This is a genomic window from Mesorhizobium sp. P3_A2 (assembly GCF_056403115.1).
The window spans coordinates 344,778-364,290 of record NZ_JBFUGC010000004.1; the positions used below are offsets into that span (position 1 = coordinate 344,778).

Here is a 19,513-nt window from a genome sequence, read left to right on the forward strand (position 1 = left end):
TTGGCTCGACCTTATCAAACACGCAAACGTGCCCGCTCGGCAATCTGGTCGGACCACGATTCCGCTGGCGGAAATCGCCGTTCGGCGTATCATTCCTGCGGGTGAGGGTTCTTGGCAGGAGGAAGCCAATGAACGCAGTATCGAGCGTACCTGTCATCGATCTGACAGCTCAAAATCTTGTTTCCTCTGCGCTTTCCAAATTCCGCGCCGGCGATACCGTCTCGACCAGGGCGGCGCTCGACGCCATCCGCCGCATGGCTCCGACTTGCATCGACAGCGACGACGATCTGGTCGAACTGATCGTGATGGCGGCAATTGGTAAGACCATGGCGGTCGTATTCGACCACCGCAAGCAGTGACGCTGGAACGAAACGAGCATTACGCCGTTTCTGACGTCTTCAAGTTCGAGCAATTCCAGGAAAAGTGTGAGCGGCTTTCCCGGAAAAAGCGCGTAGCGCTTTCCCTTGGGAATTGCGTCAAAACAAAGGGTTGAGTTCCAGGAGTAGCGTCAATGCGTGATGAACAATTCGACGTTCCCGTGACCATCGAAAGCGAAGGCAGCGGCCTGACCGTGACCGGAACAGTGCAGGCAGCCTCGCTGCTGGTCGACCGATGGCCGGACGAGGATCGCGGCCCGAAATACCGGTCCGCGCTGAAAGCGATGATGGATGCGATGGAGCAGCGCCGAGCGGTTGGCACGGCGCGCGGCGCCTTCACCGCCGCAGCCCGGGAAGCAAACATGTTCGTGCGCGAAGGCCGGCATTAGCCTACTGACGTTGCGGAGCGCGCCTCAGCTCCCCAGGGGGTGCGGCATGTAGCCGACGAAGCCGGCAATCTTCCAGCGCCCCGACACCTTCCTGCAGAAATACAGGGTCTGCCATTTCAGCCGGTCGACGGTGCCGTCGGCCTTGGCCACCGAACCGTTGAACTTCTTGTGCAGCACCGCGCGATCGCCGTCGACATCGATGTCGCGCATATTGGTGACGCGAAACAGGGCTTCGCGCAGCGGCTCGGCGAATTTGGTCGCCGCCGTCTCCTTGGCCTGGCGCAACCACTCGTCGCGATAGACGGCAAGGCTCGGGAATTGCAGGCGCCAGGCGTCGGCGTCATTGAGGAAATGCGCGTGCATGCCGAAGAAACTTTCGGCGACGAAATCATCCTCGACCATCGACCAGTCCTGACCGATGAAAGCGTCGATGTCGCGCCGCACCAGCATTTCCCAGAGCGCGTGACGATCGGCATCGCCTTCCGGAAACGGGTTCTTGTCGAAGGTCATTTAAAAAAACTCCTGTCGGGAAAATGCGACGCGCAAGATGCTGGCCGGGCCCTGATAAAGCAACACGCATCTGGAAAAATCTTGCTTTCCCAAAAGCCCCCTATGAGGATCATGGGGAGAGGCGTAGAGCGGTCGACTGAAACGCAACCGCAGGCGTGATCCGCCCAAGTCTGAACAGGAGTTTTCCCTTGCCCAAACAGTGTTTTGGAACATCGCATGTGCCGCTGTCGCCGGCGGTGCGCGCCGGCGATTTTGTCTACATCTCCGGGCAGGTACCGGTCGACGCTGACCGCATCGTGGTCAAGGGCGGCATTACGGAGCAGACCGAGCAGGTGCTGCAGAATGTGAAGGCGGCACTCGCACTGGCCGGCTGCACCATGGACGATGTCGTCAAGACCACCGTCTGGCTCGAGGACGCGCGCGATTTCGGCGCCTTCAACACCGTCTACGCCAAACATTTTCCCAGCAACCCGCCGGCTCGCACCACGGTCGAGTCGCGGCTGATGATTGACATCAAGATCGAGGTCGAAGCCGTCGCCTACCGGCCGGTTTGATCAGTAGATAAATACCAGCGGAGGCGCCGATGCAGTTCGATCTCCTGATCAAGGGCGGCCGCCTGATCGATCCGGCCTCCGGCCTGGACGCCGTGCGCGATGTCGCCATCGCCGATGGCCGCATTGCGGCGATCGAAGCCGCCATCGATGCCGAGCACGCCACGCAGGTCGTCGACGCCAGGGATTGCATCGTCACGCCCGGCCTTATCGACCTGCACAGCCATGTCTACTGGGGCGGCACCTCGCTCGGCGTCGACGCCGACCGGCTGGCGGCCAAGAGCGGCACCACCACCTTCATCGACGCCGGCAGCGCGGGTGCGGGCAATTTCCTCGGTTTCCGCCGCCACGTCATCGAGCGCTCGAAGGTGCGCATCCTCGCCTATGTCAACATCTCCTTTGCCGGCATATTCGGCTTTTCCCAGACGGTCTCGGTCGGCGAATGCAGCGATCTGAGGCTCTGCGAACCGCGCGAGACGGTGGCGGCGGTGCGCGAGCACACCGATGTCGTCGTCGGCGTCAAGGTGCGCTCCGGCAAGCATGCCGGCGGCACCAGCGGCATTGCGCCGGTGGACCTCGCGCTCGAAGCCGCCGACCGGGCCGGGCTGCCGCTGATGGCGCATATAGACGAGCCGCCGCCCGGCCGCTCCGAAGTGCTGCCGCGGCTGCGCAAGGGCGATATCCTCACCCACTGCTTCCGGCCGTTCCCCAACGCGCCGGTCTTCGCCTCCGGCGCCGTACGGCCGGACATGTATCTGGCGCGCGAACGCGGCGTCATCTTCGACATCGGCCACGGCATGGGCTCGTTCGACTTTGCGGTGGCCAAAGCCATGCTGGCCGAAGGCCTGGCGCCCGACGTCATCTCGAGCGACGTCCATCTCTACTGCGTCGACGGCCCGGCCTTCGACATCCTCGTCTGCATGTCGAAGCTGATGGCGCTCGGCATGCCGCTGGTCGAAGTCCTGCGCGCCGCCACGCAGCGCCCTGCCGAAGCGATCGCCAGGCCGGAGCTCGGCACGCTGAAGGTCGGCGGTGTCGGCGATGTCGCGGTGCTACGCCTGACCTCCGGCCGCTTCACTTTCGTCGACGCCGTCGGTGCAGCACTGATCGCCGATCAGCGGCTCACCTCGGACGGCATCGCCATCGGCGGTGTCTGGTGGCCGAACGAGGCCGGCGATTACAATGAGACCGAGAGATTCGAGGCGCATGCGTCGCATACGCATGCCGAGGTCGCGGCGCGGCATTTCGGTCGTGGGTAATCTCCCCCCTTGAGGGGGAGATGGCCGGTAGGCCAGAGGGGGTCGGTTCGACCGGACGCGACCTGCTTGCGGCGGATGAAGGTCAGCGCTCCACGCGCGGCGACCCCCTCTGTCGCCTTCGGCGACATCTCCCCCTCAAGGGGGGAGATCAGTAGCGCCCCGCATTACTCACCGCCCCATAAACCGGCGTCGCAATCCCCTCCATCCGCGCCTTGATCTGCAGCGCCACATATTTCGAATAAAACCGCGACAGCGCCAGGTTGCCGCCGTGGAACCATAGCGCCTCCTGCGCCGTCGGCTTCCACATGTTGCGCAATTCGCCTTGCCACGGTCCGGGATCGCCCTTGACGCCGGAGCCGAGGCCCCAGCATGGCCCGACCTTGTCGGCGACCTCGCGCGAGACGATGGAAGCCACCGTTTCGTTCATCGACTGATAGCCGGTGCACGAGATGATCGCATCGACCGCCAGCTCGCTGCCGTCGTCGAAGGCGATGCCGGTCGGCGTCAGCGACTTGAGGCCGACGCCGCTCCTCACCTTGATCTCGCCATTGATGATCAGTTCGCAGGCGCCGACATCGATGTAGAAGCCGGAGCCGGTGCGGTAAGCTTTCATCAAAAGCCCGGTTTCGTCGTCGCCGAAATCGATGGCGAAGCCTGAAGCGCGCAGCCGGTCGTAGAACACCGCGTCGCGTTCCTTGATCACCTCGTAGAGGTCGCGCTGGCCTTTGGGCACCAGCGCGAATGGCGTCGAGGCGACGATCATGTCGGCCTTGTCGGTGGTGATGCCGCGCGCCAGCGCGTTTTCCGAAAAGATCTCGAAGCCGACTTCCATCAGCGTGTCGGATTTCACCACCGTCGTCGGCGAACGCTGGATCATGGTGACGTCGGCGCCGCTCTCCCAGAGGTCGACGCTGACGTCATGGCCGGAACTTGCCGCGCCGATGACCGCGACCTTTTTGCCGCGAAATTTCTCGCCACTCGCATACTGGCTGGAATGCAGCAACTCGCCCCTGAAGGCCTCTGAACCCGGCAGCGCGATCTTCCGTGGCGGACCATAGGCGCCGGTGGCAAAGACGATGTGCTTCGGCTTCAGCGTGATGTGTCGGCCGACACGGTCGACCACCACCGTCCATACCTTCTCGGCCTCGTCATAACTGGCGCTGACGCATTTGGTGGCGACCCAGTAATTGAGCTCCATCACCCTGGTATACATCTCCAGCCAGTCGCCCATCTTATCCTTGGGCGTGAACACCGGCCAGTTCTCGGGGAACGGAATGTAGGGCAGATGGTCATACCAGACCGGATCGTGCAGCACGAGCGAGCGGTAGCGGTTGCGCCAGGAATCGCCGGGACGCGCATTCTTCTCGATGATGATCGTGGGCACGCCGAGCTGCCTCAGCCGCGCGCCGAGCATGATGCCGCCCTGGCCGCCGCCGATGACCAGGCAATAGGGCTGCTCGGTGGCGCCGAGGTCGCGCGTCTCGCGCGCCCGCGCCTCCGCCCAGGTCTCGCGCTCAGGATCGGCCTTGTGGCGGATCCCCAGCGGCCGCGCCGGACCCTTTTGTTCCTCGAACCCCTTGAGCTCGCGCATCGCCGTGAACAAGGTCCGGCAGCGGCCATCCCGAAGCCGCAAGATCCCTTCGCCACGCGCGACAGAGGTTTCGAAGGTGAACCAGGCCTCGACAGTGCCCTCGTCCGAGGTCGCCTCGCTGGAGAGGGTCCAGCGTGAGGGCCTCGCTGCCGCCAGCGCCGCTTGCAGCATGTCGCGGATGGCGTCGCGGCCTTCCATGGTCGTGATGTTCCAGGTGAAGGTCAGAAGATCGCGCCAGTAGCAGTCGTCGACGAACAGGTTGGCGGCCGCCTCGATGTCGTCCGCTTCCAGCGCCCGCGCAAGAGCGGAAAGCCATGTCGCCGCCTGTTTCGATGGGGCCATGTCGAGCATCTTTTCTTCCCTTGTTTTGCGCTCTCATTGTTTCGAAAGACGGCGCCGCCGCAAGGGGGGCCGCAATATCAAGGCATCGATTTTTGAGCGACCCGGAATCGAGCCTGCTGGCGCGAAATCTTTATAGGAATTTTATATCTTTCCTCCGCGGCCCGTCTCGAACCTTTATGGCGATCGGGTCCATATTCCATCTCGAGCAAAACGCTCCGGCCGTCGTGACCGATCGAGGTACGGCGGGTCGTTCTCATGGAATTTCTGGCTCGCCAGCAGCCGGCGCCAAATACAAGCAGAAGCAAGGACCAACACAATGGACATTGTCGTCATCGGGATCGACGTTTTGTTTTTCGCTCTTTCCCTCGCCTACATCAAAGCTTGCGACGCTCTTTAGGCGGAAGGATCACATCATGCTTGTCGATTACATCCTCGGTGGCGGCGTGACCTTGTTCCTGCTCGTCTACCTGACATACGCTCTCGTTCGTCCAGAACGCTTCTGACGCAAGGCACGGAAAGCTATGACTCTCAACGGATGGATACAGATCCTCGTCTATTGCGGGATCGTCGTTTTGCTGGTGAAGCCGCTCGGCGGCTACATGTATCGCGTCTTCAACGGCGATCGCACCTTTCTCTCGCCCATACTTGGCCCGGTTGAACGCGGCCTTTATCGCATCTCGGGAACCAGTGAACGCGAAGAGCAGCACTGGACGACCTATTCGGCAGGCATCATCTTCTTCAGCCTCGCCAGCTTTCTGGTGCTTTATGTCCTGCAGCGCCTGCAAGGCGTGCTGCCTTACAATCCGGCGGGCATGACCGCTGTCGAGCCCAACCTCGCCTTCAACACCGCCGTCAGCTTCGTCACCAACACCAACTGGCAGAATTACGGCGGCGAAAGCACGATGTCCTATCTCGTGCAGATGGCCGGCCTCACCGTGCAGAACTTCATGTCCGCCGCCGTCGGCGTCGCCATCGCGGTGGCGCTGATCCGCGGCTTCGCCCGGCACTCGGTCAGGTCGATCGGCAATTTCTGGGTCGATATGACCCGCTGCACGCTCTACATCCTGCTGCCGCTCTGCATCGTGCTCTCCCTCGTCTATGTCTGGCTGGGCATACCGCAGACGCTGGGGCCGTATGTCGACGCCACCACGCTGGAAGGCGCCAAGCAGACGCTGGCGCTCGGCCCCGTTGCCTCGCAGGTCGCCATCAAGATGCTCGGCACCAATGGCGGCGGCTTCTTCAACGCCAATGCCGCGCATCCCTTCGAGAACCCGGATGCTGTCTCCAACCTGATCCAGATGGTGACGATCTTCGCGTTGGGCGCGGCGCTGACCAACGTCTTCGGCCGAATGGTCGGCAACCAGCGCCAGGGCTGGGCGATCCTGGCCACGATGGGCGTGCTGTTCATCGCCGGCGTCGCCATCTGCTACTGGGCCGAAGCCGCAGGCAATCCGCTGGTTCACGCGCTTGGCATCGACGGCGGCAACATGGAAGGCAAGGAGAGCCGCTTCGGCATTGCCGCTTCGGCACTGTTCGCGGTCATCACCACGGCCGCAAGCTGCGGCGCCGTCAACGCCATGCATGACTCGTTCACCGCGCTTGGCGGCCTGATCCCGATGGTCAACATGCAGCTCGGCGAGGTCATCGTCGGCGGCGTCGGCGCCGGCTTCTACGGCATCATGATGTTCATCATCGTCGCCGTCTTCGTTGCCGGCCTGATGGTCGGCCGCACGCCGGAATATCTCGGCAAGAAGATCGAGGCCAAGGAGGTCAAGATGGCGATGCTCGCCATCCTCTGCCTGCCGCTGGCGATGCTGACCTTCACGGCCATCGCCGTGGTGCTGCCAAGCGCCGTGGCCTCGATGGCCAATGGCGGGCCGCATGGCTTCTCCGAGGTTCTCTACGCCTATACCTCGGCCGCGGCCAACAACGGCTCGGCCTTCGGCGGCCTTTCCGGCAACACGCCCTGGTACAACATCACGCTTGGCATCACCATGCTGATGGGCCGCTTCCTGGTCATCATCCCGGCGCTGGCCATTGCCGGCTCGCTGGTGGCGAAGAAGACGGTGCCTGCCTCGGCCGGCACCTTCCCGACCGATGGTCCGCTGTTCGTCGGCCTGCTCGTCGGCGTCATCCTGATCGTCGTTGGCCTGACCTTCTTCCCGGCACTGGCGATCGGACCGATCGTCGAGCACCTGGCTGCCATCAACGGGCAGACCTTCTGAGGCTTGTCATGTCCTGGTTCAACCCAAAACGCACGAAGGGCCGGCCGCGCGCCGGCACCGAGGGGGAAGAAACTCCCCCTCCCTTCCCCGGCGTGTCCACCTTCCTCGGCCTCGCGGCAGTCATGATCGTGATCTGGCTGCTGGCCTACGGGCCGCCGCATCTTTTCTCGGCATCCGATCGATCGGTGCCTGCCAACAGTTCAGATACTGGAGCCACCAAATGAGCCAGTCCAAATCCGCTGTCATCATGGATGCCAGCATCCTGTGGCCCGCCATCGGCGGCGCCTTCAGGAAGCTCGACCCGCGCACCCTGGTCAAGAACCCGGTGATGTTCGTCGTCGCCATCGTCTCGCTGCTGACCACGGTCCTCTTCGTCAGGGATCGCTTCACTGGTGGCGGCGATTTCGGCTTCACCCTGCAGATCATCATCTGGCTGTGGTTCACCGTGCTGTTCGCCAACTTCGCCGAAGCCGTTGCCGAAGGCCGTGGCAAGGCGCAGGCCGACTCGCTGCGCAAGGCGCGCACCGAGACGCAGGCCAAGCTGCTTGCCGGCGAGGACCGCTCCAAATTCAAGCTGGTGCCCGGCACCAGCCTGAAGGTCGGCGACATCGTGCTGGTCGAAGCCGGCGACATCATCCCGTCCGACGGCGAAGTGATCGAAGGCGTGGCTTCTGTCAACGAAGCGGCGATCACCGGCGAGTCCGCGCCCGTCATCCGCGAATCCGGCGGCGACCGTTCGGCCGTCACCGGCGGCACGCAGGTTTTGTCCGACTGGATCCGCGTGCGCATATCGGCCGCTTCCGGCCACACCTTCCTCGACCGCATGATCTCGCTGGTCGAAGGTGCCGCGCGCCAGAAGACACCGAACGAGATCGCGCTCAACATCCTGCTCGTCGGCATGACGCTGATCTTCGTGCTCGCCACCGCGACGATCCCGAGCTTTGCCTCCTATTCCGGTGGCTACATCTCGGTGACCGTGCTGGTCGCGCTGTTCGTCACCTTGATCCCGACCACCATCGGCGCGCTGCTGTCGGCCATCGGCATTGCCGGCATGGACCGCCTGGTGCGCTTCAACGTGCTGGCCATGTCGGGTCGTGCCGTGGAAGCCGCCGGCGACGTCGACACGCTGCTGCTCGACAAGACCGGCACCATCACGCTCGGCAACCGCCAGGCCACCGAGTTCCGCCCGGTCAAAGGTGTCACCGAGCAGGAACTGGCCGATGCGGCGCAGCTGGCCTCGCTCGCCGACGAAACGCCGGAGGGACGCTCGATCGTCGTCCTGGCCAAGGAGAAATACGCCATCCGCGCCCGCGACATGGCAACGCTGCACGCCACTTTCGTGCCCTTCACCGCGCAGACCCGCATGAGCGGCGTCGACGTCGATGGCTCGTCGGTGCGCAAGGGCGCGGTCGATTCGGTTCTCGCCTATGTCAACCAGTCGACATCGGCCACCCATGGCGCGCGCCCCGGCAGCGACACCGTCAAGGATCTCCAGGCGATCGCCGACGAGATTGGCAAGTCTGGCGGCACGCCGCTGGCGGTCGAGCGCGACGGGCGACTGCTCGGCGTCGTCCACCTCAAGGACATCGTCAAGGGCGGCATCAGGGAGCGCTTCGCCGAGCTGCGCAAGATGGGCATCCGCACTGTGATGATCACCGGCGACAATCCGATGACGGCGGCGGCGATCGCGGCGGAAGCCGGCGTCGACGACTTCCTTGCCCAGGCAACGCCGGAGGACAAGCTGAAGCTGATCCGCGACGAACAGGCCAAGGGCAAGCTGGTCGCCATGTGCGGCGACGGCACCAACGACGCACCCGCCCTTGCCCAGGCCGATGTCGGCGTTGCCATGAACACCGGCACAGTCGCCGCCCGCGAGGCCGGCAACATGGTCGACCTCGACAGCGATCCGACCAAGCTGATCGAGATCGTCGAGATCGGCAAGGCGCTGCTGATGACGCGCGGCTCGCTGACGACCTTCTCGATCGCCAACGACGTTGCCAAGTATTTTGCCATCATCCCGGCGATGTTCGCCGTCTTCTACGTCGCGCCGGGGCAGACCACCGGTCCGTTGCAGGCGCTCAACATCATGCACCTGGCGACACCGCAAAGCGCCATCCTGTCGGCCATCATCTTCAATGCGCTGATCATCATCGCGCTGATCCCGCTGTCGCTGAAAGGCGTCAAATACCGCGCCATCGGCGCCGGCGCCCTGCTCAGCCGCAACCTGCTGGTTTACGGCCTCGGCGGCATCATCGTTCCCTTCGTCGGCATCAAGGCGATCGACATGATCGTCACCGGCCTCGGCCTCGCTTAAGGAAACACGTCCATGCTCACCCAGATACGACCCGCGATCATCATGATCGTCTTCTTCACTGTCCTGACCGGCCTGGTCTATCCCCTGGGGATGACCGGCATCGCCCAGGCGCTGTTTCCGCACCAGGCCAATGGCAGCCTGATCGAAAAGGACGGCAAGGTCGTCGGCTCCGAACTGATCGGCCAGGGCTTTGCCGGCGACAAATATTTCCATGGCCGCCCTTCGGCTGCCGGCGACGGCTACAACGCCACAGCCTCCAGCGGCTCCAACCTCGGCCCGACCAATCCCAAGCTGATTGACCGCATCAAGGGCGACGCCGACAAGCTGAAGGCGGAGAATCCGAACCAGCCGGTGCCGATGGACCTGGTCACCACCTCCGGCAGCGGCCTCGATCCCGATATCAGCCCTGAGGCCGCCTATTTCCAGGTCGCCAGGGTGGCCAAGGCCAGGGGCTTTGACGAAGCCAAGGTCAAGGCGCTTGTCGACAGCCATGTCGAAGGCCGCGAACTTGGCTTCCTCGGCGAACCGGTCGTCAATGTTCTGGCGCTCAACCTGGCGCTGGACGATACCAAGTGAGAGACAGTCTTTGAAGCCTAGTGCCGGGGATCGACAGCATCCCCGGCGCCGTTCATGATCGAGCCTGATGCCGGACGACAGAAGCAACGACAACAGACCCTCTCCGGACGCACTGCTCGAGCATGCGGAGCGGGAAGAGCGTGGCCGTCTGCGGATATTCCTGGGCGCGGCACCCGGCGTCGGCAAGACCTATGAGATGCTGATGGCCGGCCGCGCCAGGCTGGCCGACGGCGTCGACGTGGTGATCGGCATCGTCGAAACCCACGGCCGCAAGGAAACCCTGGCGCTGGTCGAAGGCTACGAGGTCATCCCACGCCAGAAGGTCAGCTACAAGGACCGCGTGCTGGACGAGATGGACATCGACGCTATCCTCACCCGCCGTCCGGCGCTGGTGCTTGTCGACGAGCTTGCCCACACCAATGCGCCAGGCAGCCGCCACCCCAAGCGCTATCTCGACGTCCAGGAACTCCTGGCACGCGGCATCGACGTCTACACCACGCTCAACATCCAGCATGTCGAGAGCCTGAACGACGTCGTGGCGCAGATCACTCGCGTACGAGTGCGCGAAACCGTTCCCGACTCCATCATCGACCAGGCTGACGACATCGAGATCATCGATCTCACCCCCGACGACCTGATCAAGCGGTTGAAGGAAGGCAAGGTCTATTTCCCCAACACTGCCCAGCGCGCGATCGAGAACTATTTTTCGCCCGGCAATCTGACGGCGCTTCGCGAACTGGCGCTGCGCCGCACCGCCCAGCGCGTCGACGAGCAGTTGCTCAACCACATGCAGTCGCACGCGATTCCTGGCCCATGGGCGGCCGGCGAAAGGGTGCTTGTCTGCGTCGACTCGCGTCCGGGCGGAGCCTCCCGCATCCGCTATGCGCGCCGGCTGGCCGACCGGCTGCGCGCGCCCTGGACGGCACTCCACGTCGAGACGCCGCGTTCCGCCACCATGTCCGAGGAGGACAAGGACCGGCTGGCGACGCTGCTGCGCCTGGCTGAGCAGCTCGGCGCCGAGGTGACGACCATTCCGGGCCAGAACGTTGCCCAGGACATCGTCCGCCACGCGACGGCCAACAATTTTACCCACATCGTCATCGGCAGGCCAACCCGGTCGCGCTGGCGCGAGCTGATCGAAGGCTCGCTCACCTACGATCTCATCCGCAATGCCGGCGACATCAGCGTCCATGTCATTTCGGGAACCGAGCGCGGCAACGAGGAGGCCTCGCGGAACGTCAAGGCAGCGGACGAACAATGGCAGTTCGATGTCTGGCCCTATCTCAAGGCGACGGCCTTCGTTGCCGGCTCGCTCGGTTTCGCCGCCCTGCTCGACCAGTTTCTCGACGTCCGCAATCTTGCGATCATCTTTCTCATCGGCGTGCTGACATCGGCGGTGGCCGGTGGTCTGTGGCCGGCTCTATATGCCTGTGTGGCCAGCGCCCTTGCCTTCAACTTTTTTTTCCTCGAGCCGCGCTACACGCTCACCATCCGGGATCCGGAGAGCATTGTCGCGCTCGCCGTCTTCCTTGTCGTTGCCGTCATCGCCAGCAATCTGACGGCGCGCGTGCAGCGCCAGGCGGTCGCTGCCCGTTCACGCGCTCGGGCGACGGAGGATATCTACCTATTCTCCAAGAAGCTCGCCGGCGCCGGCACGCTCGACGACGTGCTGTGGGCCACCGCCTTCCAGATCGCCTCGATGCTGAAACTGCGCGTGGTGCTGCTGCTGCCGGAGGACGGAACGATCACCGTCAAGGCCGGCTATCCACCCGACGACACACTGGCCGAGGCCGACATCGCCGCCGCCCGCTGGGCCTGGGAGCACAACCGTGCCGCCGGCCGTGGCGCCGACACGCTGCCCGGCGCTAAGCGCCTCTATCTGCCCTTGCGGACAGGCCGCACCGCCATCGGCGTCGTCGGCCTCGACAACGACAAGCAAGGGCCGCTGCTGACGCCTGAGCAGCAGCGCTTGCTCGACGCGCTGGCCGACCAGGCGGCGGTCGCCATCGAGCGCATTCAGTTGGTCGCCGATGTCGACCGCGCCAATCTGGCGGCCGAGGCCGACCGGCTGCGCTCGGCGCTGCTGACCTCAATCTCCCATGATCTGAAGACGCCGCTTGCGGCCATCATGGGTGCTGCCGGCACACTGCGGGAATACGCGCCCTCATTGCCCGAGAGTGATCGGGCGGAGCTGCTGACCACCGTGCTCGACGAATCGGAGCGGCTGAACCGCTTCATCGCCAACCTGCTCGACATGACCAAGATCGAGTCCGGCGCCATGGAGCCGAATTTCGCTCTTCACTATGTCGGCGACGTCGTCGGCTCGGCCTTGCAGCGGGCGCGCAAGATCACTGCCGGGCACAAGACCGAGGTCGATATTCCGGCCGATCTGCCAATGCTGAAGCTCGATCCCGTCCTGTTCGAGCAGGCGCTGTTCAACCTTCTCGACAATGCCGCAAAATACGCGCCGCAGGGATCGACGATCCGGCTGCAGGGCTGGGTCGACAATGGCTCCGTCGTGCTGCAGGTCATGGATGAAGGACCGGGCATTCCATCCGCCGACCTGGAGCGGATCTTCGACAGCTTCTACCGGGTGCGCAAGCGCGATCAGGTCCAGGCCGGCACCGGGCTCGGCCTGTCGATCTGCCGCGGCTTCATCGAGGCGATGGGGGGCACGATCACGGCGGCAAATCGCAGCGACGGGCCGGGCGCGGTCTTCACCATCCGCATGCCGAGACCGTCACAATCGCCCGGCATGGACGAACAAAGCGCGGACGGGCAAACATCCGGTGATCTGGCATGACAAATTCCAACGTCAGCATATTGGTGGTCGATGACGAGCCGCCGATTCGCAAACTGCTGCGCGTCGGCCTCGGCAGCCAGGGCTATGCGGTCAGCGAGGCGCCCAACGCCAGGGCGGCGATCGAGATCGCCGATACGCAAAAGCCGGATCTGATCCTGCTCGATCTCGGCCTGCCCGGCATGGGCGGCCTCGATCTTTTGCGCAAATGGCGCGACGACGGGCTCGACGTCCCCGTGGTCATCCTGTCCAGCCGCACCGACGAGGCCGGCATCGTCGCCGCACTGGAACTGGGCGCCGACGATTACATCACCAAACCATTCGGCATGAACGAGCTGGTCGCCCGCATTCGCGTGGCGCTGCGCCACAAATTCCAGCAACAGGGCGAAAAGCCGGTCTTCAACACCGGCGATCTCAGCGTCGACCTGGTCAAGCGTATCGTCAAAGTCGAGGGCAAGGAGGTAAAACTCTCGCCGAAGGAATACGACATATTGCGTATTCTGGTGCAGCACGCCGGCAAGGTTCTCACCCACCATTTCCTGCTGAAGCAGGTGTGGGGCGATTCCACCGACGTGCAGTATCTCAGGGTCTATGTTCGCCAGCTCAGGCAGAAGATCGAAAAATCGCCCGACCAGCCGCGCTACATCACCACCGAGACCGGCGTGGGGTATCGGCTGCGCGAGGTTGAATGACCGGGCGCTCAGTCAGCTGACAATTCCGCGGTCCGGGTCAGTGCGCCGCCGAAGCCGTTGAGCGGGATGGTAAAGCTCACCGCTTGCCCGGTGTCGGCCGCGAAGGCGCCGATCTTCAGCGTGGTGGCTCCCTTGAGCAGCGGCGTGACGCTGGCGTCGAACGCCACCGGCACCAAACAACCGACGGCCTGGCAGGTGTTGAACGGCAGGCTGCCATCCAGCTTCTGCTCGTCGATGGTCAGGCTGACGCCCTTGGCCAGCGCCAGGCCGAATGGCAGCGCCAGCGTTCCGGCCGCATCCTCGCCGCTCTTGCTCGACAGCTCAATTGCCAGCAGGCGCTGGTTGGTTTGCTTGTTGAACTGCTGATGCGACAGGCTGCAGGCCTTATTGGTCCCCGTTATCTGGCAATTGACCGTCCAGTCGCCATGGGTTTCGGACAGCGCCGACGCGCCGCCAGGCAGTGTCGGGCCAGCGGCAGCGGCGGCAGGTGCTGCCTTGTCGGTCTTGGTCTGCGCGACGACCGCCGCCGGGCCAAGAATACAGACGCTTCCCAGTAGCGCTGCGAAATATACTTGCCTGCTTTTCATCAATATCTCCCGATTGTGCCTCGAGCCAGCCGCCATTGCGCTCAAGGACCGCGCCCGATAGAGCGTTCAATCGATCTTTTCTGTCAAGTGCGGGCAGGTCCCATCCGCCACTGGCTCCGCCGATTTCGCAACCATGGCAGATCGGGACGAACGCCCTATATAGAAGGGAGGCTATGTCTGTGCGGGAATGAACGAATGTCGACGCTTCGTCTATCGACAATTCTGATGTCGGCGATGCTGGCGGCGGTGACGCTGCCGGGCATCGTGCAATCTGCCGCGGCGCAGGCCGTCAATCCCGGCACAAACGGGCTGATCCAGCAGAACGAGCTGCAGCAGTTGCGCAACAGCCTGCAGCGGCAGCAGTTCCAGCAACAGCAGCAGCAATATCGCGAGCAGGACCGCCGGATCGTGCCGCAGCCGCGCCCTGAAGTACCGGTCGTCAGGCAAGCTTGCCCGATTCACATCGTCGGCAACCAGATTGTGCGTGTTTGCCGTTGATATCGGTCGCTTGCGATTTACTTAGTCGACTTATCTAATAAAAATGCTTCATTGCCTCGCGGGCATTTTTGGGGTTTGCAGGCGGCGTGCGGCGGTACGCCCGACCGGGTTTTCAGCTTATGGCAACGACGAAGAAAAAGGCGGTGCGCAAGGCAAGGCGAGGTGAGCGGATTCGCCAGGTCGCCGCCATACCCTTTCGCCTGGACGTTGACGGTAATTTCGAAGTGATGCTGGTGACGTCGCGCACAACGAAGCGCTTCATCGTGCCCAAGGGCTGGCCGATGAAAGGCAAGAGCGGGCGCAAGGCCGCCACCATCGAAGCACGCGAAGAGGCGGGCGTGCTCGGTAAGACCCGCAAGGCGCCGGCCGGCAGCTATTCCTACTGGAAACGATTGGAAAACAATTTCGTCCGTGTCGACGTCGTCGTCTATTTGCTCGAAGTGTCCGAAGAACTGGCCAACTGGCAAGAGGCCAAGAGCCGCCAGCGCGCCTGGCTCAAGCCGCAAGACGCGGCGTTGCTCATCGATGAGCCCGATCTTTCGACATTGATGGCAAACCTGGCGACCACGCAGCCAGCGGTGCCAGACCCGGCCTGAGCCTCACTTGCCCTCGTCGCCTTCAGCGGGAAACGGCCGCACGGGCGTGCCTGTATAGGCCCACAGCCATTCGCGCGGCAGCGGCCCCTTGTTGCGGTCGCTCTGCTGCGACTGCTCCCAGGCGTGCGCGAGGATGCCGACCGAGCGCGACAACACGAACAAGCCGCGCGTCAGCGGCGGCGGAAAGCCGAGTTCGCCATAGATGACGGCGGTGGCGCCGTCGATGTTGAGCGGTATCTTCTTGCGCTTGCGCCGCGCCACCTCCGCCTCGACCGCCTCGGCGATGTCGGCGAAGCGTCCGCTGACGACGCCGCGCGCGGCAAAATCGCGGGTCACCTCGATCAGCCGCGGCGCGCGCGGATCGATCGGATGGAAGCGGTGGCCAAACCCCGGCACATAGCCCTTCTCCTCGGAGAAGAAGCGATCGAGCCGGGCCGATACGGCTTCGCTGAGCCTCGCGCCCTGGTCGAGCGCCACGGCAATGTCGCCGTAGAAGGACAGCGCCTGTTCGCCGGCGCCGCCATGCACGTCGCCCAGCACGTTGACTGCCGAGGCCATGGCGCTGTTGATGCCGACGCCACAGGTGATGGCCATGCGGGCAATGGCGATCGACGGCGCCTGCGGCCCGTGGTCAACGGCTGCACCCAGCGCAATGCCGAGCAGCGCCGCCTGGTCCTCGCTTGGCAGTTCGCCGCGCAACATCAGCCAGATGACAGCCGGAAAGCTGACGCGGCCGATCAAATCCTGGATTTCATAGCCGCGTAGCCGGATGATGCCGGGGCTCATCTCGATGATGCCGGTCTGCCACCATTCCTCACCGCGCTCGCGGCCGGTTTTTTTCTCAAGCTCGCTCACGCGCTTCTCCTGGTGCGCGGCGGCAGGGCGGAAAAAACCTCGTCCATGTGTTCGCCGAGCACAGGCGGCGGCAGGACCGGCAAAGGTGCCTGGCCATCGACCATGAAGCCGCCGCGCACGACGGTCAGCGGCTGCTCCATGCCGGGCAGGCCCTGGAAGCGAGTGGTCATGTCGCGCTCAGTCACCTGCCGTTCGCCAAGCACCTGCGGGATGGTCAGCACCCGGCCTGCCGGCACGCCGGCGCGGTTGAGCTTTTCTTCCCAGGCGGCGGCCGAGCCACTCGCCAGAGCCGTCTCGATCAGCGCCTTCAGCGCCGCACGGTTCTGCTTGCGCGTCTCGCGTTCGGCAAAGCGCGGATCCGACGCCAGCTCCGGCTGGCCGATCAACCGGCACAGCGTGACGAACTGTTCCTGCTTGTTGGCAGCGATGTTGAGCAGGCCGTCGCCGGTGCGAAACGCACCGGAGGGCGCCGCCGTCATGTTCTCGTTGCCCATTGGCTTTGGCTCGACCCCGGCCGTCAGGTAGTTGGACACCGGCCAGCCGAGCGCCGACAGCGTGCATTCGAGCATCGAGACATCGAGAAACGCGCCCTCGCCTGAGGTCTTCTGCCTCACAAGTGCTGCGGCAATGGCAAAGGCCCCGACCAGTCCGCCCAGCGTGTCGGCGACGGGATAACCGACCCGCAAGGGTGCGGTCTCCGGCGTGCCGGTGATGCTCATAATGCCGGAAAGCCCCTGGATGATCTGGTCATAGGCCGGGTTGTCGCGCATCGGCCCGGTCTGGCCGAACCCCGATATCGCGCAATAGACGAGACCGGGGCGAACCTCTTTCAGCTTCTCATAGCCGAGCCCAAGGCGCTCCATCACGCCGGGGCGAAAATTCTCGACCAGCGCGTCGGCCGAGGCGACCAGGTCGAGGAAGCGTTCGCGGTCGGCCTCTTTCTTCAGATCGAGCACCACCGATCGTTTGCCCGCGTTCTGCGCCAGGAACGATGCGCCCATGCTGGCTTTGTTGAGCGTCGGCGAGGCGCCGAGTTGGCGCGCCAGATCGCCGCCTTGCGGCGCCTCGACCTTGATGACGTCGGCGCCGAGCAGCGCCAGCTGGTAGGCGCAGTAAGGCCCGGCCAGAACATTGGTCAGGTCGAGAACGCGGATGCCGGCAAGCAGATCGGTCATGACGCTCCAGATCGCTCAGGCATCGCCCGGCACATGCTCCGGTCCACGCCGGCGCCTATGCTCAATGAAGGCCCAGATATGCGGACCGGCCAGCCCGATGAAGGCGAGGATCAGCAGCACCAGCGACAGCTTGTGGGTGTAGAACACCGACCAGTCACCATTCGAGATCGTCATCGCCCGGCGGAACTGGGTTTCGGCGAGCGGCCCCAGAATCATGCCGATGATGACAGGCGCGGTCGGGAAATCGAAGCGCCGCATCAGGAAGCCGGCGGCCCCCAGCAGGTAGAGGATGACGAGGTCGATCGGCGACTGCGAGATGCCGTAGGTGCCGACGGTGGCGAACACCAGGATGCCGGCATAGAGTTGCGGCGCCGGGATCTTGAGCAGCCGCACCCACAGCCCGATCAGCGGCAGATTGAGGATGACCAGGATGACGTTGGCGATGAACAGGCTGGCGATCAGGCCCCAGACCAGATCGGCCTGCGTCGTCAACAGCAGCGGTCCCGGGTTGATGCCGTAGCTCTGGAAGGCCGACAGCATGATCGCGGCGGTCGCCGAGGTCGGCAGGCCAAGCGTCAGCATCGGCACCAGCACGCCGGCGGCCGAGGCATTGTTGGCGGCTTCCGGACCGGCCACGCCCTCGATGGCGCCGACCGTGCCGAACTCCTCCTTGTGCTTCGACAGCTTCTTTTCGATCGCATAGGACAGGAAGGTCGGGATTTCGGCGCCGCCGGCCGGCATGGCGCCGATCGGGAAGCCGATGAAAGCGCCGCGCAGCCATGGCTTCCACGAGCGCCCCCATTCGGCAGCCGTCATGTAGAGCGAACCCTTGAGCGGCACGATCTCGTCCTTGCCGGCATAGCGGCGCGAGGCCATGTAGAGCGTCTCGCCGACCGCAAACAGGCCGACCGCGGCAATGATGACATCGACACCGTCAAGCAGTTCGTTCATGCCGAAGGTGAAGCGCGGCTGTCCGGTCTGCAGGTCGACGCCGATCATGCCAATGACAAAGCCGATGAACAGGCTGGTGAGGCCGCGCACCGACGACGAGCCGAGCACTGCCGAGACGGTGATGAAGGCGAGCACCATCAGCGAGAAATATTCGGCCGGCCCGAAAGCCAGCGCGAACTTCACCACCACCGGTGCCAGGAAGGCGACGCCCAGCGTGCCGATGGTGCCGGCGACGAAGGAGCCGATCGCCGACGTCGCCAGTGCCGCGCCGCCGCGGCCGGAGCGGGCCATCCTGTTGCCTTCCAGCGCGGTGACGATGGTGGCGCTTTCGCCGGGTGTGTTGAGCAGGATCGACGTCGTCGAGCCGCCATACATGGCGCCGTAATAGATGCCGGCGAACAGGATGAAGGAGGCCTCCGGCGCCACCTGGTAGGTGATCGGCAACAAAAGCGCGATGGTGAGTGCCGGCCCGAGGCCGGGCAGCACGCCGATGGCGGTGCCGAGCGTGGTGCCGACCAGGCACCACAGCAGGTTCATCGGTGAGAAAGCGACGGAAAATCCGTGTCCGAGATGACTGAGCGTCTCCATGGCGTCAGCCCCTCAACGTCGTGATGATCGCGTCGATCACCGTGTTCAGCTGGTTTTCGATGAAGCCGGCGCCGATGTTGACGCCGAGCGCCCTGGCAAAGCCGAAATAGGCTGCCAGCGCCAGGATCAGACCAGTCAGCGCATCGCGCAGCGTGTGCCTGCTGCCGAAGCCGTAGCAGACGAGCACGAACATGATGACGGAGGCGGCGGTGAAACCGAGCGGCTGGATCAGCACCAGATTTGCGACCAGACCGGCAATGACGATGCCCATCGCCTTCCAGTCGGTCGGCGTTTCCTTTTCCTCCGGCGGCTGCCAGCCGCCGCGCACCGCGGCGAGGATGAGCAGCAGCGAAAGCACGATCATGCCGGTCATGGTGATGTAGGGAAAGACGGTCGGCCCTACCTTGGAATAGAGCGGCGACACCGGGATCGCCAGGGTCTGCCACGCCACGGCCGCGGCGCAGGCGAGAAGCCCAACGCCGATCAACAATTCGGGCATGGGAAGGCGCGGGGGCGCCGGCTGCTGGTCGCTGCTGCTCATCAATGTCCTCCCAATATGGCCGGCATCCTCCCGCCGGCCGCATCCGCAGTTTCACTCCCACCGCATGATATGTCCATGCCGCAGGCGAAGTCGGAA

At 64.2% G+C, this 19,513-nt stretch carries 20 protein-coding genes; 13 read left to right on the forward strand and 7 right to left on the reverse strand.

Annotated features, from left to right (window positions below; genetic code table 11):
• The first annotated feature begins 128 nt into the window (after positions 1-128).
• Together AC1DXM_RS12010 and AC1DXM_RS12015 are read left to right on the forward strand one after the other, a co-directional pair.
• On the forward strand, positions 129-359 hold the full coding sequence (locus tag AC1DXM_RS12010) for a hypothetical protein (protein WP_477233234.1): 231 nt from the start codon (positions 129-131) through the stop codon (positions 357-359).
• 152 nt (positions 360-511) lie between these two features.
• Positions 512-766 (forward strand): DUF982 domain-containing protein, encoded by a 255-nt coding sequence (locus tag AC1DXM_RS12015; protein WP_477233235.1) that lies wholly within the window; start codon positions 512-514, stop codon positions 764-766.
• Between the two features lie 24 nt (positions 767-790).
• Here AC1DXM_RS12015 and AC1DXM_RS12020 read toward each other — a convergent pair whose 3' ends face one another.
• Positions 791-1,276 (reverse strand): hypothetical protein, encoded by a 486-nt coding sequence (locus tag AC1DXM_RS12020; protein ID WP_477233236.1) that lies wholly within the window; start codon positions 1,274-1,276, stop codon positions 791-793.
• Positions 1,277-1,464: 188 nt separating this feature from the next.
• On the opposite strand from AC1DXM_RS12020, the gene AC1DXM_RS12025 reads away from it, so the two are divergent.
• On the forward strand, positions 1,465-1,830 hold the full coding sequence (locus tag AC1DXM_RS12025; protein WP_112562601.1) for a RidA family protein: 366 nt from the start codon (positions 1,465-1,467) through the stop codon (positions 1,828-1,830).
• 29 nt (positions 1,831-1,859) lie between these two features.
• Positions 1,860-3,086: an amidohydrolase/deacetylase family metallohydrolase gene (locus AC1DXM_RS12030; RefSeq protein ID WP_477233237.1), complete on the forward strand. Its 1,227-nt coding sequence runs from the start codon at positions 1,860-1,862 to the stop codon at positions 3,084-3,086.
• Positions 3,087-3,234: 148 nt separating this feature from the next.
• Here the strand turns inward: AC1DXM_RS12030 and AC1DXM_RS12035 are convergent, their stop codons facing one another.
• Complete coding sequence (locus AC1DXM_RS12035) at positions 3,235-5,028, reverse strand: NAD(P)-binding domain-containing protein (protein WP_477233238.1); 1,794 nt, start codon at positions 5,026-5,028, stop codon at positions 3,235-3,237.
• Between the two features lie 404 nt (positions 5,029-5,432).
• Here AC1DXM_RS12035 and AC1DXM_RS12040 point away from each other — a divergent pair, with 404 nt between their 5' ends.
• From AC1DXM_RS12040 to AC1DXM_RS12070, 7 genes are all read left to right on the forward strand, one after another.
• Positions 5,433-5,522: a K(+)-transporting ATPase subunit F gene (locus tag AC1DXM_RS12040; protein ID WP_023669708.1), complete on the forward strand. Its 90-nt coding sequence runs from the start codon at positions 5,433-5,435 to the stop codon at positions 5,520-5,522.
• 18 nt (positions 5,523-5,540) lie between these two features.
• Entirely contained in the window at positions 5,541-7,244 is a 1,704-nt protein-coding gene (kdpA, locus tag AC1DXM_RS12045; protein WP_477233239.1) for a potassium-transporting ATPase subunit KdpA, read from the forward strand.
• Between the two features lie 8 nt (positions 7,245-7,252).
• The gene (locus tag AC1DXM_RS12050) at positions 7,253-7,468 is read left to right on the forward strand and encodes a hypothetical protein (protein WP_477233240.1); all 216 of its coding nucleotides are present in this window, start codon (positions 7,253-7,255) and stop codon (positions 7,466-7,468) included.
• A complete protein-coding gene (gene kdpB / locus AC1DXM_RS12055; RefSeq protein ID WP_477233241.1) occupies positions 7,465-9,558 on the forward strand; it encodes a potassium-transporting ATPase subunit KdpB in 2,094 nt (697 codons plus the stop codon). Before AC1DXM_RS12050 ends, kdpB begins: the two co-directional genes overlap by 4 nt.
• Positions 9,559-9,570: 12 nt before the next feature.
• A complete protein-coding gene (gene kdpC, locus AC1DXM_RS12060) occupies positions 9,571-10,134 on the forward strand; it encodes a potassium-transporting ATPase subunit KdpC (RefSeq protein WP_477233242.1) in 564 nt (187 codons plus the stop codon).
• Positions 10,135-10,201: 67 nt separating this feature from the next.
• On the forward strand, positions 10,202-12,937 hold the full coding sequence (locus AC1DXM_RS12065; RefSeq protein WP_477233243.1) for a DUF4118 domain-containing protein: 2,736 nt from the start codon (positions 10,202-10,204) through the stop codon (positions 12,935-12,937).
• Positions 12,934-13,626 (forward strand): response regulator transcription factor, encoded by a 693-nt coding sequence (locus AC1DXM_RS12070; protein WP_477233244.1) that lies wholly within the window; start codon positions 12,934-12,936, stop codon positions 13,624-13,626. Before AC1DXM_RS12065 ends, AC1DXM_RS12070 begins: the two co-directional genes overlap by 4 nt.
• Positions 13,627-13,634: 8 nt before the next feature.
• Here AC1DXM_RS12070 and AC1DXM_RS12075 read toward each other — a convergent pair whose 3' ends face one another.
• On the reverse strand, positions 13,635-14,213 hold the full coding sequence (locus AC1DXM_RS12075) for an invasion associated locus B family protein (protein ID WP_477233245.1): 579 nt from the start codon (positions 14,211-14,213) through the stop codon (positions 13,635-13,637).
• A 195-nt stretch (positions 14,214-14,408) separates the two neighbouring features.
• On the opposite strand from AC1DXM_RS12075, the gene AC1DXM_RS12080 reads away from it, so the two are divergent.
• Positions 14,409-14,711 (forward strand): hypothetical protein, encoded by a 303-nt coding sequence (locus AC1DXM_RS12080; RefSeq protein ID WP_477233246.1) that lies wholly within the window; start codon positions 14,409-14,411, stop codon positions 14,709-14,711.
• Between the two features lie 119 nt (positions 14,712-14,830).
• Positions 14,831-15,307 carry an NUDIX hydrolase gene (locus AC1DXM_RS12085; RefSeq protein ID WP_477233247.1) on the forward strand — a complete coding sequence of 159 codons (477 nt, stop codon included), beginning with the start codon at positions 14,831-14,833 and terminating at the stop codon, positions 15,305-15,307.
• Positions 15,308-15,310: 3 nt separating this feature from the next.
• Here the strand turns inward: AC1DXM_RS12085 and AC1DXM_RS12090 are convergent, their stop codons facing one another.
• Genes AC1DXM_RS12090 through AC1DXM_RS12105 form a run of 4 tightly spaced genes read right to left on the reverse strand, consistent with a single transcriptional unit; the run spans position 15,311 to position 19,417 of the window.
• Positions 15,311-16,162 (reverse strand): citryl-CoA lyase, encoded by an 852-nt coding sequence (locus tag AC1DXM_RS12090; RefSeq protein ID WP_477233248.1) that lies wholly within the window; start codon positions 16,160-16,162, stop codon positions 15,311-15,313.
• A complete protein-coding gene (locus AC1DXM_RS12095; RefSeq protein WP_477233249.1) occupies positions 16,159-17,337 on the reverse strand; it encodes a CaiB/BaiF CoA transferase family protein in 1,179 nt (392 codons plus the stop codon). The genes AC1DXM_RS12090 and AC1DXM_RS12095 overlap by 4 nt, the downstream gene beginning before the upstream one ends.
• Before the next feature lie 15 nt (positions 17,338-17,352).
• A complete protein-coding gene (locus tag AC1DXM_RS12100) occupies positions 17,353-18,876 on the reverse strand; it encodes a tripartite tricarboxylate transporter permease (RefSeq protein WP_477233250.1) in 1,524 nt (507 codons plus the stop codon).
• Positions 18,877-18,880: 4 nt separating this feature from the next.
• Positions 18,881-19,417: a tripartite tricarboxylate transporter TctB family protein gene (locus tag AC1DXM_RS12105; RefSeq protein WP_477233251.1), complete on the reverse strand. Its 537-nt coding sequence runs from the start codon at positions 19,415-19,417 to the stop codon at positions 18,881-18,883.
• Positions 19,418-19,513: the final 96 nt, after the last annotated feature.